Below are 14525 nucleotides of genomic sequence, written 5' to 3' on the forward strand. Positions count from 1 at the left end.
AAACCTATAATCATGAATTCCAAGCGATTAGACGCACTTCTAGCGCAGATCAGCCAACTAAACATGGCTGTCATCGGTGACTTCGCCTTGGATTTCTATTTCGACATCAACCCAACTAGCTCCGAATTTTCCGTTGAAACAGGACAAGAAGTACACATTTGTCAGCAACCAAAATCATATTTAGGAGGAGCCGGAAATGTAGCCAAAAATTTGGCTAATCTAGGAGTTAATGTGGACGCATACGGGATCAAAGGCGATGATGTCTTTGGGAGAGAAATGGCACACCAAGCAGATAAATGGCACATTTCAACGGAACACCTTCTAACCATACCGGGACTTGATACCCCCACATACACCAAACCCATGCGAGATCAGATGGAACAAAATCGATTGGATTTTGGGACACGAAATTTGGATTTCCAACAGCATGCGAATTCATTATTGAGCCAACTACAAAGCTCAATCAATTCTTATCAATGGGTCATCATCAATGAACAATTCAGATTACCACTTTTGAATAAAGAAACGCTTGGCCAACTGCAAACATTCTTGGGCACCAATGCCATCGCTGATCTTCGGAGTTTGGGCAATGAAGCAAAAAGTACACTTCTTAAAGTCAATGAAGCTGAATTAACCAAGATCATAGGAACACTAACTGACATAGAAACCCAACTCAAACAATGGGTTAACCAACGCAACAAACCTGTACTCGCCACATTGGGAGAAAAGGGCATGATTTATGCAAGTCCTACTGAATTCCATTGGCAAAAAGCAATCCCAGTTCATTGCCCAATTGATACTGTTGGCGCAGGAGATATGGTCGTTGCCGCGTTCAGTGCTGCCAAAGCAGCAGGAGCTACCCATCAGGAAGCATGCGAATTTGCGAGTTTAGCGGTACACATTAGCATACAAAAAATAGGAGAAACAGGCAGTGCCAATCCACAAGAAATAAAAAATGTACATGATGCAATCGGAAATTAAAACCTACACGGAAAATCAATTACTTCCGTTTTGGACGGCAAGGACCATCGACAAAAGTCAAGGTGGGTTCATTACGCATTTTGACGAATTTGGAAATGACGCGGGCGATGATGAAAAATCATTAATTGCACAAACGAGATCCGTATTTACTTATTCACAAGCCTATCGTCACGGATTTGGTGGACCCATCATGAAAGAAATGGCGGAACATGGCGTCAAATTTCTTCTCGAAAAAATGTGGGATGACACGCATGGTGGGTTTTATTGGATGACCGATCGAGCGGGAAGGCCAACAAACAAGCAAAAAATTGGGTACGGACATAGCTTTGCCATTTATTCCTTGAGCGAATACACGTTGGCAACTGGAGATCCCATTGGACTTGAATATGCCGAAAAGGTTTTTGATTTACTGCAAAAACATGCCGTAGATACAAACTATGGAGGTTACTGGGAATTTTTTGCGGAAGATTGGTCACTTATGGGACCAGGGGCTCCAGGTGGCGATCGCAAAACGTTGGATGTACACATGCATTTAATGGAAGCATTTACGACACTTTATGAGGCGAGTGGAAAATCCCTACATCGCCGGAAATTAGCGGAAGTGATTGAGATTTTGATATATAAAATCATGCATCCTGAAACAGGAACAGGCATTCCTCAGTTTTGGGCTAATTGGGAGGTTGCACCGCAAATAAAATTTGACATTGTGTGGGGTTGGGATCGATTTGCAGACGGAGGACAAAAAGCATCGTCGACAGATAATACGTCTTATGGACACAATGCTGAATTTGGATGGCTTCTGATGCATGCCATTAAAATAGGCCAATTTCATTTAGAAAAGTACCGTCCACATTTAGAAAAAGCTTTTTATCATGCACTTAACCATGGAATTGATTGGGAATATGGAGGCGTATTTGTGGAAGGCTCACATACGGGAGATGCCTCTGATTATGAAAAAGAATTTTGGCAACAAGCCGAAATGCTGATCGGCATGCTGGATGCATATAAATTAACGCATGACTCTCGTTTTATCGATGCATATAAACAAGTGCATCGATTTGTATTCGATAAAATGATCAATCAACAAACCGGTGAATGGTGGCCATTAATGACCCGCGAAGGCGAGCCTATTTGGCGCCACATGGCACATAATTGGAAAATCAACTACCATAACGTTCGTTCGATGATTCTCTCCTATGAGAAACTAGGCGAATTAAATCTATGAAAAATAAACTCCTTTTTTTAATGCTTATTAGTTTGCAAGCATTGGGACAATCTGAGTCAGCTGAAGGTATACTACAAAAATACTTTCATAGCGATCGCCAGCAGATCAGTATTCGAAAAGATACTTTATGGGTTATTTGGAATGAGCCTGCCGACAAAATAAATCCACAAGAATTTAGGGATACCTCCGCGATTCCATTGAATCAAATTAATCAGGTTAAGTTTATTAAAGGTCGAAATGCCCAAGGTGAGCCTGGAATTGGGATGCAATTAATTCCATGGGTTTCCGTTGAAAAAGTGAAATCAAAATCATTAAATGACGTGGATAATCAAACATTAAACCAAGTAAATGTTGCCACGGTCAATCAAAAATTGCAAGGACAAGTGTCCGGGGTAACCATAGGAAATGATAATTCACCTGGTGGTGGTGCCATGGTGCGCATTCGTGGAATTGGTTCAATCAACGCGAATAGTCCCTTGTATGTCGTCGATGGTGTACCAATTAGTGGTAATATTAACTCGATTAATCCAGGTGACATCGCCTCTGTTAGCGTGCTAAAAGATCCTTCTCAAACTGCCATGTATGGCGTTCGCGGAGCCAATGGGGTGATTGTCATTAGTACAATCAAAGGGGGAACAACAGCTACTGGAATTCCTGAGGAATTTCAACGAGGGGTAACCTTGCCGTTAACGCTATGGACTTGGGGAAAACAAAGTAAGGATTTTAAAAAATCTGGAAGCGACAAAAACCTCAAAAAATTACTCTCCGAGTAAAACAAAAAAAAGCCTTCTGCATTGCTGCAGAAGGCTTTAATCTGTTATTCTGTTGACCTACCAGGATTCGAACCTAGAAAACCAGAACCAAAAACTGGTGTGTTACCATTACACCATAGGTCAATACCAAAATGTGATGCAAAAGTAAGGTCTATCTCGGAAAAAATCAAATAAGACTCAAAAAAAAATGATTTATTTGACCTCTCGCAAGGCGACTCCCTATAAATCAGCTAATTCCATAGAAGACACAACTGCCTCCGCATGAATCTTACGAACCAATCCTTGTAAAACTTTACCTGGACCACATTCAATAAACTCAGTTGCGCCGGCAGCTACCATAGCTTCAACAGATTGCGTCCAACGAACCGCACCGGTTAATTGGTCAATCAAGTTGGCCTTGATTTGACCTGAATCTTGAGATGGCTGGGCATTTACATTCTGGAAAATCGGACAAACCGGATTAGCAATGGCGGTCGCTTCAATAGCCGCAGCTAATTCAATGCGTGCAGGTTCCATAAATGGTGAGTGAAACGCCCCTCCTACCGGCAATGGCAATACACGCTTCGCTCCTGCTTCTTTTAGTTGTATGCCAACTGCCTCAATGCCTTCCAAAGAACCAGAAATGACTACTTGACCCGGGCAATTATAATTTGCTGCAACGACCGAAGGGCCATATGCAGCACAAATCTCTTCAATTGTTGCATCAGGCAATCCTAAAACGGCTGCCATCGTAGATGGTTGAATTTCGCAGGCTTTTTGCATCGCTAAAGCACGCTTATAAACTAACTGTAAACCATCTTGCCAAGCCAATCCACCTGCCGCAACCAACGCAGAAAATTCCCCTAATGAATGCCCTGCCACCATACCTGGCATAAAATCTTTGCCTAATTTAGCAACCAAAACGGAATGCAAGTAAATGGCTGGCTGTGTCACGCGTGTTTGCTTCAATTCCTCTTCCGTCCCCTCAAACATCACCTTCGCTAATGAGAACCCTAAAATTGAATCCGCCTCATTGACAATGGAACGTGCCAACTCATATTGCTCGTACAAATCCTTGGCCATACCTGGAAATTGAGAACCTTGACCCGGAAAAATATATGCTTTCATATTATATTTATTAAATTTGGACTAAATTTTAGCTCGGCAAAGATAATTTTTTCTTGCTGCTTTTAAAAACAAAGCCAACTAATGCACAAACGATTATTAACCGTAAGCATTCTATTCATATCCATTTTTATCTTGGGTGCATGTTCCTCAGACAAGGAACCCATTTCACCTAATGATACCTTTTTAGCACCAGCTACTGCAAGCCTAGATCTTCAAAAAAGTAAAACTTTTGTGCAACGATCTAATACTAATGAAGGTGAAATTGTCATTCAAGGTCAAGCCGGCGCTGCCTTCCAAACAGCCAAAATTAAATTTACCAATAGAGTTGGCGGACAATCGACTGATTGGCAAAATTTGAATGTAGATGTGGCCAACAAGCAATTTTCGGGTAAGTATAAATTAATTGGCGGTGGATATTATGCGCAAATTCAGCTGATAGCTGACGGAAAAGTGGTGACCGATGGTTTGTTGCCCACTACAATCAATGTGGGTGAAGTATTTGCCGTTATTGGTCATTCGCTCGCAGAAGGACAAGAGCCCTATGTTATTTTGGATTACGACAGAACCTGGTGCCAGATTAAATTATGGCCAATTCCAGGCGCTAACCCAGGATTTTGGGGCCGCGTGGCAGAATACACGAAAAAGAATTTAAATGTGCCTGTTCTCATTTACAATACAGGCCAAGGCGGAACCACCTCCATTCAATGGGGAAAATCAGCTTACGGAGAACCTTTCGAAAATAAAATCTATGATTGGAAAATCCGCTATCCATATGCGCGTTTCGAACAAAGCTTATTAGCAGACATGAGCAAAACTGGCCTTCGTGCCATTTTAGTTGTTCATGGGGAAAACGATTATAACGAGTCAGAAAATGACATTATCTATTTTACCAGACGGTATATTCAAAAAACACGCGACCTGATCAAGCAACCCAACCTCCCATTTTTAATTGCATTATCCAATGCAGGCCAAGATACCCCTGATCAAATTAAAGTAAGGCGAGCACAAAAGAGAATCTTACAGGAAATTGATAACACATTTGAAGGTGCTAATCTGCAAGCAATTAAAGACGGAGGCATGCGCTGGGATGGTGTTCACTACAATTTTGCTGCTCTAGAAATAGCCGCAATCCAGTGGAAAGAAGTACTTACACCTTTATTCTTCCAGGTTTCAAAACCATTTACTCCTGCGAATTAATCTGACAAGCATTTTTTCCGTTGAAAAAGTATCGATGCTTGGCCACGAAATCATACATCCAATCCAATAGCCTTTCAGGCAACACAAATAACACCCTAAGGGGCAAAAACGGCCATTTTGCATGCTTGAGTACCTCGGAAATCGCTGCAGACTTAATGTACAATCGACCATCTGATATTACTTGTACTGTGGCTAAAGACCAACGAGCATCTGGAATTTTTTCTTGATAGGACCGACAAAGATCCGTGGATTGAGCATAAATAGCTAAGTCCTCAGCAGAAATCCGACGAAGGATACCACTGGCCCATTGACAAAAACCACAATCCCCGTCAATAAAAACGACTAACGAATTAACTCGACCCATCCCTTCAGTGATTTCTTTTTCTTCGATTCATCAACTACCTCAAACTGGACATCACAAGTATAAAAATAAGATCCCGGCGGAACATCGCGACCATTCAATCCTTTCCCATTCCAACCAAAACCGAGTAAAGGACCATTGTATTTATAAACAACCTGACCCAAACGGTCCACGATGGTACATGTGACTAGGTCAACAAATCGTGGGCAGCGCATCGGTAAGAACACATCATTCTTATTGTCTCCATTGGGACTAAATAAATTGGGCAAATCAAACGCAGGACAATTATCTTGACAAACCGTGTTACTCTTCGCACTTTCTTTCCCATCAAAATTTACCGCAGTGACATAATAGCAACCTACAAATGAAGTTGTTTGGCTATGTAAGAAAGTCAAATCCTTTTTCTCACCAACCAATCCATACCTTCCATCCGGAGTCTTCGAGAAATAAACACGATAGGTCTCTATTTGCGGATCACACAAATTTGTGACCGTAGGAGTCCAAGTTAAGGTATTTGTGAAGGTTGTTGGCAAACAATCCCCGCCCGGCGCATCACACGGATTTGAACCTATTTTCAATACAGGCGGACAGGGGTTCAACTGAATTACGGATTTGATTGACACCACTTGAGAGGCATTAACCAATCCCTTCGCCCAAACTGGCCGCGCATATTCACCTACGGTCTCTACAAAATAACTATACGTCGAATCAGGTGAAATGACCACATCGAATTTGCCATCTGTTGTCACAAAATCAACACCTAGATCTATGTATTGAAATGTACTTGGATCAGCAACGGAGATCTCATTAATTTGATTAAACTGGCCATTGGGGCGTGCGCGATAAATACGATGAACTTGAAATGAATTATTCCAAGGAACATTTGCCTCCCACGCTAATTTGATGGTCTTTCCAGCAGTCACCCCCTGCAATCGCACTGAACTAGCCGGCGAAGGCGAATCCAAAAGTTCCAATTTCTGGTTCTTGACAAAATAGACATCTACCTGGTAGCGGTAACCACGCTCCAGGGTATTTAAGCCTTTGTCAACAAACAGTGTATCGGTCATCGGAGTACCAATAGCTTTAAATTCCACCGCTGAAATACTTTCAGCACGCTTCAATTGATATTGATAAGGACCTGGAAATAACAACGTATCCAAATTGATCGGTCTGGACCATTGAACGCGAATTTCGCCAACAGTCTTCGAGGTCTTTACAACAGATACCTGCGTCATAACAGGTGCGGCCGTAGCAATCAAGGCACAAACACCCGTTGACATCGGACTAAAATCCTCCAATCCCTTCGAATTCGTAAATGCAACGACAATCACATAGGTATAATTGGTATTCTTCTGAAGTGACTTATCCTCAAAACTTGTTTCAGTAGCCTTCAAACGGCCAATCTCCACAAAACCAGGTAAGGTCATTCCAGTCCCACACGACTTATTGACAACGGTAACACATGGACCCGATTTTCGATAGATAATCAAAGAGGTATTGGGCAACAAACAAGTATAGGCGGTCCAGGATAAGGTAGCACTGGAAGTTCCTGTCACCACTTTTAACCCTTGAACAACAGGTGCTAAAACACGAATTTTCCATATTTTACTGTCAACTAATTTGATGGAATTCCCGATGGCCGTTGGCGGATTATCTTCCACTTTAAACAACACATCATACGACTCTTTTCGAATATGCTGACAGGCTGTCTGCCACGAAAAGCTTGCCCTGGCAGGAGATGTTTGGCGAGGAATCGAGTTAAATGACGCAAATGGCTGTAAAACAGCATAGATTGGATCAACATTCGCATACACATTTCCCGAACTAAATATCGTCAATGGGTCGATTCGTCCAGTCTTGGAGGCAATATCTTCTGCCGTTATCGTTTGAACAATGTTGGTTCCGGCTAACACACAGACATCGGCGGGAACGGTTAATTTGGGTGCTCTGTTATCCGCATCTTTCACCTCGATTTGCATATCACGAACCGTCTCGGAAATTTTGACACCATTGCGCCACTCCTCCACAATAAAAGCACAGTTATATAAACCTAATTCTTGCGGCGTATCCCACACTAAATCCCCGGTTAAAGCATCTATGTCAAACGTAGATTTGATGGATGAAACCTCATTTGGCTGACGAAAATTAGGAGTTGTAACCCCACGACTAACGGAATTACACGTTTCGCTTTCACCTGTTTTTGAAACAGATAAGCGATAGGCTAAACTATCTCCTTCAGCATCCACGGCATTGGCATTGTGAATGAATTTTTGACCCACAATCGCTGTTAGGTCCACAGCTGGATTTAGCAGTAAAGGAGTTGAATTTAACCCAAGGCCCGAATTAATGGAAAAACTTGTCTCTACATAAAAGGCAACATCCACAGATCGAGTCATATTCCGGACACCATCATTCCGATTCGGAATGGCAGCGGATACGCGGTAAACGAGTGAGGGCGCTGGATAAGTATATTCAATCTTATATATATTCTTTAAGGTTCCATTACCTAAATTAATAGGCGTCCCGCAGCAGCGTTTGGCTTTAAAAATTCCCGAGCCATCACCGAAACAAAAGTTAACTTCTTCTTGCTGATCATTCGCTGCGTTATTTTCAGTATAAGTAGTTAACGTAAACTCATACGTTAGTGATTTATCTGAAATACGCTTCACCGTAATCTCTCCACCTTTTAAATGTGTAGCCATCAAACGACTTCCTGAAAAGAGGAGTAAAAACAAGAAAAATATATATTTCCGCATAAAACAAATGAGAAGAGAGGCAAGTTAATAAGGGCAAATTGAATAATTAAAAAAAATAGATTTTTTAAGCGATTAATTTGATTGACAAGCGTTTGGATTGTAGTTTTGAGCGCTAAAATTCAGTAGCATAGTTTAAATCAACAATCGCTTAGATTGTTTTTACGTTAATCTAATAACCTTATTTATGGCTTGGCTAGCAAAATCATTTAATTCTTCCCTCGGAAAAAAGCTCCTCATGGCAATTACAGGCCTATTTTTGATTAGCTTCCTCATCGTTCACTGCGGCTTAAATGCAACTATTTTCCTTAATGACGGAGGTGTCGCATTTAATGAAGGTGCTGAATTCATGGCACACAATCCCATCATTCGTACCATGGAAATTGTCTTGTTCGGTGGGTTGTTACTCCATATTTTTGATGGCCTTCGTTTGTGGTTAGATAATAAAAAGAAAAGACCTGTCGCTTATGCCGTTGTAGATGGTGCGGCAAACAGCAAATGGTACTCGCGTTCGATGGGACTTTTAGGAACTTTATTATTATTGTTTCTAATTATGCACTTGAAGCATTTCTGGTATTTCTCCCGTTTGACAAACGACTTAACAGAGTCTCATACGTTGTACAACGAAATGCAAGTTGTCTTCCAAAGCCCAATCGTCGTTATTGTTTATGTGCTTGGTTGTATTTCCCTAGGATATCACTTATTACATGGTTTTCAAAGTGCATTCCAAACGATGGGTTGGAACCACCCAAAATATACGCCTACGATTAAGGCCATTGGGGCAATTTATTCAATTGTTATCGCCGCATTATTTGCTGCTATGCCAGTTGCCTTCTATTTTAATTTGATTCAATAATTCCTCAGCAGATACGGTTATGACAAAATTAGACGCTAAAATTCCAGAAGGTTCACTGGCTGAAAAATGGACCAAGTATCGCTCAAGCGTACCTTTAGTTAATCCGGCCAACAAGCGTTCACTAGAAATTGTGATTGTAGGCTCAGGTTTAGCTGGAGCTTCCGCTGCAGCCTCGTTAGCTGAGTTAGGTTATAAAGTAAAAGTATTTTGCTTCCAAGATTCTCCACGTCGTGCGCACTCCATTGCGGCACAAGGTGGTATCAATGCAGCAAAAAACTACCAAAATGACGGAGACTCTGTGTACCGTTTATTTTACGATACTATTAAAGGTGGTGACTACCGCGCACGTGAGGCAAACGTTCACCGTTTAGCTGAAGTATCTGGCAATATCATTGACCAATGTGTGGCTCAAGGTGTTCCTTTCGCACGTGAGTACGGCGGTTTGCTTTCTAACCGTTCATTCGGTGGAACGCAAGTTCAACGTACGTTCTATGCAGCGGGACAAACAGGCCAACAATTATTATTAGGAGCTTATTCTTCCTTGCAACGTCAAGTGGGAATGGGTAACGTAAAAATGTATACACGCCACGAAATGCTTGATGTCGTAACGATCGACGGAAAGGCTCGTGGAATTATCGCACGTGATTCAGTAACAGGAGCTTTAGAGCGCCACTTCGGACACGCGGTTTTATTGTGTACCGGTGGATACGGAAACGTATTTTATTTGTCGACAAACGCGATGGGGTCCAACGTAACAGCAGCTTGGAAAGCGCACAAAAAAGGTGCTTTCTTCGCTAACCCATGTTACACACAGATTCACCCAACGTGTATCCCAGTTTCTGGTGATCACCAATCGAAATTAACCTTAATGTCCGAGTCCCTTCGTAATGACGGTCGTATTTGGGTTCCTAAAAAGGAAAACGATACCCGCAAGGCGAATGAGATTCCAGAGGACGAAAGAGATTACTACTTAGAGCGTCGCTATCCTGCGTTCGGTAACTTAGTACCTCGTGACATTGCGTCACGTGCGGCGAAAGAGCGTTGCGATGCAGGTTTTGGTGTAGGAACGTCTAAAATGGCGGTTTACTTAGACTATGCTGCTGCGATCATCCGATACGGAAAAGGAGAAGCCAATAAAAACAATATGCACAATCCATCTGACGAAGAGATTCAAGCGATGGGTAAGGCAGTCGTAAAAGAGAAATATGGCAACTTGTTTGACATGTACAAGCAAATTACCGGTGAAGATCCTTACGAGGTGCCTATGCGTATTTATCCAGCGGTTCACTACACGATGGGTGGACTTTGGGTTGATTATAACTTAATGACGACAGTTCCTGGTTTATACGCTTTAGGAGAGGCTAACTTCTCTGATCACGGTGCTAACCGTTTAGGAGCTTCAGCCTTAATGCAAGGTTTAGCGGATGGTTATTTCGTGATTCCATATACTATTGGAAATTACTTAGCCTCTGAGATTCGCACACCTTCTATGTCAACGGATTCTGAAGATTTCGTCGCGGCAGAGAAAGCGGTTCGCGATCGTTTAGAGACTTTGATGAACATCAAAGGAAATAAACCAGTGGATTATTTCCACAAGCGTTTAGGAAAAATCATGTGGGATGAATGTGGAATGGCACGTAGCGAGAAAGGCTTAAAAGCGTCTATCAAAGAAATTCAAGAACTACAGAAAGAATTCTGGTCGGATGTGAAGATTCCAGGTGAGATTGACAACTTAAACCCTGAATTAGAGAAAGCAGGTCGCGTGGCCGACTTCCTTGAATTAGGCGAGTTAATGTGTATTGATGCCTTAGATCGCAACGAGAGTTGTGGAGGTCACTTCCGTACGGAATACCAAACAGAAGATGGGGAAGCCCTTCGTGATGACGAGAACTACGCTTATGTAGCCGCTTGGGAATACGAAAAACAATCGAAATTCAAACTTCACAAAGAAGAATTGAAATACGAAAACATCAAAATTGCTCAAAGATCTTATAAATAATTCGATACAATGGAAGGACATTTAAACCTGACACTCAAAATTTGGAGACAAAAGAATGCAAGCGTAGCTGGTAAGTTCGAAACTTATCAGGTAAGCGGCATCTCCACAGATATGTCATTTTTGGAAATGATTGACGTGTTAAACAACCGTTTGATCGAAGAAGGAGATGATCCGGTAGCATTTGACCACGATTGCCGTGAAGGTATTTGCGGTATGTGCTCGATGTACATTAACGGTCGTCCGCACGGACCAAACCGCGGTGTGACGACTTGTCAATTACACATGCGTTCATTCCAAGATGGCGAAACCATCACGGTAGAACCTTGGAGAGCAAGTGCGTTCCCAGTTATCAAAGACTTAGTGGTGAACCGTTCTGCTTTTGATCGTATTATTGCGGCGGGTGGATTCATTTCTATTAATACGGGAAATGCGCAAGATGCGAACTCATTACCTATTCCAAAAGAAGATGCGGATGATGCGTTTGCAGCAGCAGCGTGTATCGGTTGCGGTGCGTGCGTTGCCGCATGTAAAAATGCTTCAGCGATGTTATTTACATCAGCGAAAATCTCACAATTAGCGCTATTACCACAAGGTAAAGTAGAAGCTGCGAAACGTGCGGAAGCGATGGTTGCTCAAATGGATGAAGAAGGTTTCGGTGCTTGTTCTAATACAGGTGCATGCGAGGCGGAATGTCCTAAAGGTATTTCGCTTGAGAATATTGCACGCATGAATCGTGAATATTTCTCAGCTACTTTTTCTTCGAAATAACACTTAATTAATAGCCCCTGAATGCAATTTCAGGGGCTTTTTACGCCCTTGTTTTTAGAACCTACCCATTCACGCTCTGCCCAACATAAACCATCACTTGGATGGATTGAAGTTATCTGTGGTTCGATGTTTTCTGGTAAAACAGAAGAACTAATTCGACGCTTAAAACGGGCAAAAATAGCTCAATTGCGGGTAGAAATTTTCAAACCTGCTTCCGATACGCGGTATCACGACGAAGACATCGTTTCACACAATCAAAACTCCATTCGTTCCACGCCTGTACTTAGTGCCAGTGAGATCTTATTGCTTGCCGGCGATTGTGATGTAGTAGGTCTTGATGAAGTCCAATTTTTTGATGAATCCATTGTTGAAGTAGCTAATTCCCTAGCTAATCAAGGAAAGCGCGTTGTCATCGCAGGTTTAGATATGGACTTTAAAGGAATTCCTTTTGGCCCCATGCCACATTTAATGGCTATCGCAGAATATGTAACCAAAGTACACGCCGTTTGCGTGCAATGCGGTGACGTTGCCAATTACTCCTACCGGATTGTTGACAAAGAAGAAACCGTACTTCTAGGAGAAACCGAATCTTACCAAGCGCGGTGCCGAGCCTGCTTTCAAGCGTCCATTTAGTATGCCGAAAGATCCTAGCTTTAAAAAAGTGTTCCAACGGATCAAGGCCAAAAAGCCACGTGATCTTGATTTGCAATTTGAAAAGGCCCATAATCAAGTTTTTGAAGAGCTAGATTGCTTAACCTGTGGGAATTGTTGCAAAACAACGAGTCCCATGTGGAATGAAACGGATATTCAGCGTGTGGCCCATCTACTTAAGATGAAAGTGACCCAATTTCTAGATCAATATTTGATTAAAGATGCGGATGGCGACTGGGTATATCCTGCAGCTCCTTGCCCTTTTTTAACCACGGCTGACAATACGTGTCAGATCTATGAACACCGACCAAAAGCCTGTCGGGAATACCCACATACCAACCGCAAAAACATGCAGGGAATCATAGCCCTAACTCAAAAAAATGCAGTAATATGCCCTGGGGTCGCGCAAATCATGGAAAAATTGGAACGAATTTACAATTGAGGCACATCAGATTTGAAATTGACATGAAAAATCAGGAAATTGAACTTTCAATTTAATAGCACAACATGTCAGCAGCAGAATATTTAGGCATAGATGTCGGAGGTACCGGAGTTAAAATGGGTATTGTTCATTCCGACACAGGCCAAATAAATAACTTTCAAAGTTACGATACAGCCACTTGGCGCGAATCACATCATTTTTTAGATCGTTTAGCTGACGCGATTGCGTTGCAATTATACCAACATAAAAACGTCAAAAAAATTGGTATTGGTCTGCCAGGCATCCTGACAAAAAATCGCCGTACGTTAATTGAAATCACCGCAATTCCTGAAATTGATGGTTCTCCGATGATTGATATGCTGGAAAAAAGATTTCCTGAGCATCAATTTTTCATGGAGAATGATGCCAATGCAGCAGCATTAGGCGAGTTTTACTTCTCCCCTGAGAAGGCAACTATGCCAGAAGATTTTGTGTTCATCACATTAGGCACAGGTGTAGGTGGAGCAGCCGTGATTGACCGTAAAATATTTTTAGGTGGTGATGGCAATGCCATGGAGCCTGGACACGTACCTTCTAAAAATGGAAAGGTGCTGGAACGCAATGTGGGAAAAAAAGAATTACTTCAATTAGCCACTGAAATGCGTGCCGCATATACTGGAAAAACTGTATTAGCTTCTGATGGAACAATTTCAACCACCGCTTTAGTTGTGGCTGCCGAAGAAGGTGATGAATTAGCTTTAGCAGTATGGCATGAAGTAGGTACACTATTAGGCGACATGCTCGTTTCGCTGATTCGTATACTTGATATCAAGAATATTTTCATTGGCGGAGGTTTATCAGCCTCGTATGATTTTATTTTGCCTAGTATGGAGAAGCAATTAAACTATTGGCTTACCCCAGCCTACCTTGAAAAGTTAACGATAAAAAAAGCCTTACTAGGGAATGATGCAGGATTATTAGGTGCTGCGTCACTTTGTTTTTAATTGAAACAGCCTAGAGGAGTTGAATATTTTCGAAAAAGAATTAGATAGATTATACTTAATATTTTTATAGTGCAAAATGGAATAAAATTTGTTTGATATTGTAACATTTAATTCTAATCTTTGCATCGTTTTTGAACCCCAAAATTTTTATAAAATGTCAGATATTGCAGAAAAAGTTAAGAGCATCATCGTTGAGAAGTTAGGTGTAGAAGCATCAGAAGTTACTCCTGAGGCATCTTTCACAAACGATTTGGGAGCTGACTCCTTAGACACGGTAGAATTGATCATGGAATTCGAAAAAGAATTCAATGTTTCTATCCCAGATGACCAAGCTGAAAACATCCAAACAGTAGCACAAGCTGTTGCTTATTTGGAAGAAAACGCAAAGTAATCGAATTACGATAAAAAATGATGTCAATTGGTACATGG

14 protein-coding genes and 1 tRNA gene are annotated in these 14525 nt (G+C 41.7%); 11 read left to right on the plus strand and 4 right to left on the minus strand.

The genetic code is table 11. From position 1 onward, the window contains the following. Positions 1–12: 12 nt before the first annotated feature. The 3 genes from U0R10_RS10445 to U0R10_RS10455 are packed head-to-tail and all read left to right on the plus strand — an operon-like array spanning position 13 to position 2979. Positions 13–981 carry a bifunctional heptose 7-phosphate kinase/heptose 1-phosphate adenyltransferase gene (locus tag U0R10_RS10445; protein ID WP_377983916.1) on the plus strand — a complete coding sequence of 323 codons (969 nt, stop codon included), beginning with the start codon at positions 13–15 and terminating at the stop codon, positions 979–981. Beyond that, positions 962–2206, plus strand: a complete 1245-nt coding sequence (locus U0R10_RS10450; protein WP_377983917.1) for an AGE family epimerase/isomerase — start codon at positions 962–964, stop codon at positions 2204–2206. Before U0R10_RS10445 ends, U0R10_RS10450 begins: the two co-directional genes overlap by 20 nt. Beyond that, complete coding sequence (locus U0R10_RS10455; RefSeq protein ID WP_377983918.1) at positions 2203–2979, plus strand: TonB-dependent receptor plug domain-containing protein; 777 nt, start codon at positions 2203–2205, stop codon at positions 2977–2979. Before U0R10_RS10450 ends, U0R10_RS10455 begins: the two co-directional genes overlap by 4 nt. A gap of 52 nt (positions 2980–3031) precedes the next feature. Here U0R10_RS10455 and U0R10_RS10460 read toward each other — a convergent pair. Together U0R10_RS10460 and fabD are read right to left on the minus strand one after the other, a co-directional pair. Further along, positions 3032–3102: transfer RNA gene (locus U0R10_RS10460), tRNA-Gln, on the minus strand. A 96-nt stretch (positions 3103–3198) separates the two neighbouring features. Continuing rightward, positions 3199–4086, minus strand: a complete 888-nt coding sequence (gene fabD, locus U0R10_RS10465; RefSeq protein WP_377983919.1) for an ACP S-malonyltransferase — start codon at positions 4084–4086, stop codon at positions 3199–3201. Positions 4087–4167: 81 nt separating this feature from the next. On the opposite strand from fabD, the gene U0R10_RS10470 reads away from it, so the two are divergent. Continuing rightward, positions 4168–5283, plus strand: a complete 1116-nt coding sequence (locus U0R10_RS10470; protein WP_377983920.1) for a sialate O-acetylesterase — start codon at positions 4168–4170, stop codon at positions 5281–5283. Here U0R10_RS10470 and U0R10_RS10475 read toward each other — a convergent pair. Continuing rightward, positions 5267–5647: a thiol-disulfide oxidoreductase DCC family protein gene (locus tag U0R10_RS10475; RefSeq protein ID WP_377983921.1), complete on the minus strand. Its 381-nt coding sequence runs from the start codon at positions 5645–5647 to the stop codon at positions 5267–5269. The two genes, U0R10_RS10470 and U0R10_RS10475, sit on opposite strands and share 17 nt — an antisense overlap. Beyond that, positions 5626–8400, minus strand: a complete 2775-nt coding sequence (locus tag U0R10_RS10480) for a T9SS type B sorting domain-containing protein (RefSeq protein WP_377983922.1) — start codon at positions 8398–8400, stop codon at positions 5626–5628. The genes U0R10_RS10475 and U0R10_RS10480 overlap by 22 nt, the downstream gene beginning before the upstream one ends. A gap of 184 nt (positions 8401–8584) precedes the next feature. Here U0R10_RS10480 and U0R10_RS10485 point away from each other — a divergent pair, with 184 nt between their 5' ends. From U0R10_RS10485 to U0R10_RS10515, 7 genes are all read left to right on the plus strand, one after another. Beyond that, on the plus strand, positions 8585–9253 hold the full coding sequence (locus U0R10_RS10485) for a succinate dehydrogenase cytochrome b subunit (protein WP_377983923.1): 669 nt from the start codon (positions 8585–8587) through the stop codon (positions 9251–9253). A gap of 19 nt (positions 9254–9272) precedes the next feature. After that, positions 9273–11252, plus strand: a complete 1980-nt coding sequence (locus U0R10_RS10490; protein ID WP_377983924.1) for a fumarate reductase/succinate dehydrogenase flavoprotein subunit — start codon at positions 9273–9275, stop codon at positions 11250–11252. A gap of 9 nt (positions 11253–11261) precedes the next feature. Next, positions 11262–12020: a succinate dehydrogenase/fumarate reductase iron-sulfur subunit gene (locus tag U0R10_RS10495; protein WP_377983925.1), complete on the plus strand. Its 759-nt coding sequence runs from the start codon at positions 11262–11264 to the stop codon at positions 12018–12020. 48 nt (positions 12021–12068) lie between these two features. Next, positions 12069–12653: a thymidine kinase gene (locus tag U0R10_RS10500; RefSeq protein WP_377984090.1), complete on the plus strand. Its 585-nt coding sequence runs from the start codon at positions 12069–12071 to the stop codon at positions 12651–12653. A gap of 1 nt (position 12654) precedes the next feature. After that, positions 12655–13113, plus strand: a complete 459-nt coding sequence (locus tag U0R10_RS10505; RefSeq protein WP_377983926.1) for a YkgJ family cysteine cluster protein — start codon at positions 12655–12657, stop codon at positions 13111–13113. A 65-nt stretch (positions 13114–13178) separates the two neighbouring features. After that, positions 13179–14096, plus strand: a complete 918-nt coding sequence (locus U0R10_RS10510) for an ROK family protein (RefSeq protein ID WP_377983927.1) — start codon at positions 13179–13181, stop codon at positions 14094–14096. Positions 14097–14250: 154 nt separating this feature from the next. Beyond that, positions 14251–14487 (plus strand): acyl carrier protein, encoded by a 237-nt coding sequence (locus U0R10_RS10515; protein WP_377983928.1) that lies wholly within the window; start codon positions 14251–14253, stop codon positions 14485–14487. The last annotated feature ends 38 nt before the right edge of the window (positions 14488–14525 follow it).

Origin of the sequence: Aquirufa avitistagni (assembly GCF_042715545.1) — a bacterium.
GTDB lineage: Bacteria > Bacteroidota > Bacteroidia > Cytophagales > Spirosomataceae > Aquirufa > Aquirufa avitistagni.

Coding starts and splice junctions, on each gene's coding strand:
- U0R10_RS10445 (WP_377983916.1), top strand. CDS start 13: ATGAATTCCAAGCGATTAGACGCACTTCTAGCGCAGATCAGCCAACTA.
- U0R10_RS10450 (WP_377983917.1), top strand. CDS start 962: ATGATGCAATCGGAAATTAAAACCTACACGGAAAATCAATTACTTCCG.
- U0R10_RS10455 (WP_377983918.1), top strand. CDS start 2,203: ATGAAAAATAAACTCCTTTTTTTAATGCTTATTAGTTTGCAAGCATTG.
- fabD (WP_377983919.1), bottom strand. CDS start 4,086: ATGAAAGCATATATTTTTCCGGGTCAAGGTTCTCAATTTCCAGGTATG.
- U0R10_RS10470 (WP_377983920.1), top strand. CDS start 4,168: ATGCACAAACGATTATTAACCGTAAGCATTCTATTCATATCCATTTTT.
- U0R10_RS10475 (WP_377983921.1), bottom strand. CDS start 5,647: ATGGGTCGAGTTAATTCGTTAGTCGTTTTTATTGACGGGGATTGTGGT.
- U0R10_RS10480 (WP_377983922.1), bottom strand. CDS start 8,400: ATGCGGAAATATATATTTTTCTTGTTTTTACTCCTCTTTTCAGGAAGT.
- U0R10_RS10485 (WP_377983923.1), top strand. CDS start 8,585: ATGGCTTGGCTAGCAAAATCATTTAATTCTTCCCTCGGAAAAAAGCTC.
- U0R10_RS10490 (WP_377983924.1), top strand. CDS start 9,273: ATGACAAAATTAGACGCTAAAATTCCAGAAGGTTCACTGGCTGAAAAA.
- U0R10_RS10495 (WP_377983925.1), top strand. CDS start 11,262: ATGGAAGGACATTTAAACCTGACACTCAAAATTTGGAGACAAAAGAAT.
- U0R10_RS10505 (WP_377983926.1), top strand. CDS start 12,655: ATGCCGAAAGATCCTAGCTTTAAAAAAGTGTTCCAACGGATCAAGGCC.
- U0R10_RS10510 (WP_377983927.1), top strand. CDS start 13,179: ATGTCAGCAGCAGAATATTTAGGCATAGATGTCGGAGGTACCGGAGTT.
- U0R10_RS10515 (WP_377983928.1), top strand. CDS start 14,251: ATGTCAGATATTGCAGAAAAAGTTAAGAGCATCATCGTTGAGAAGTTA.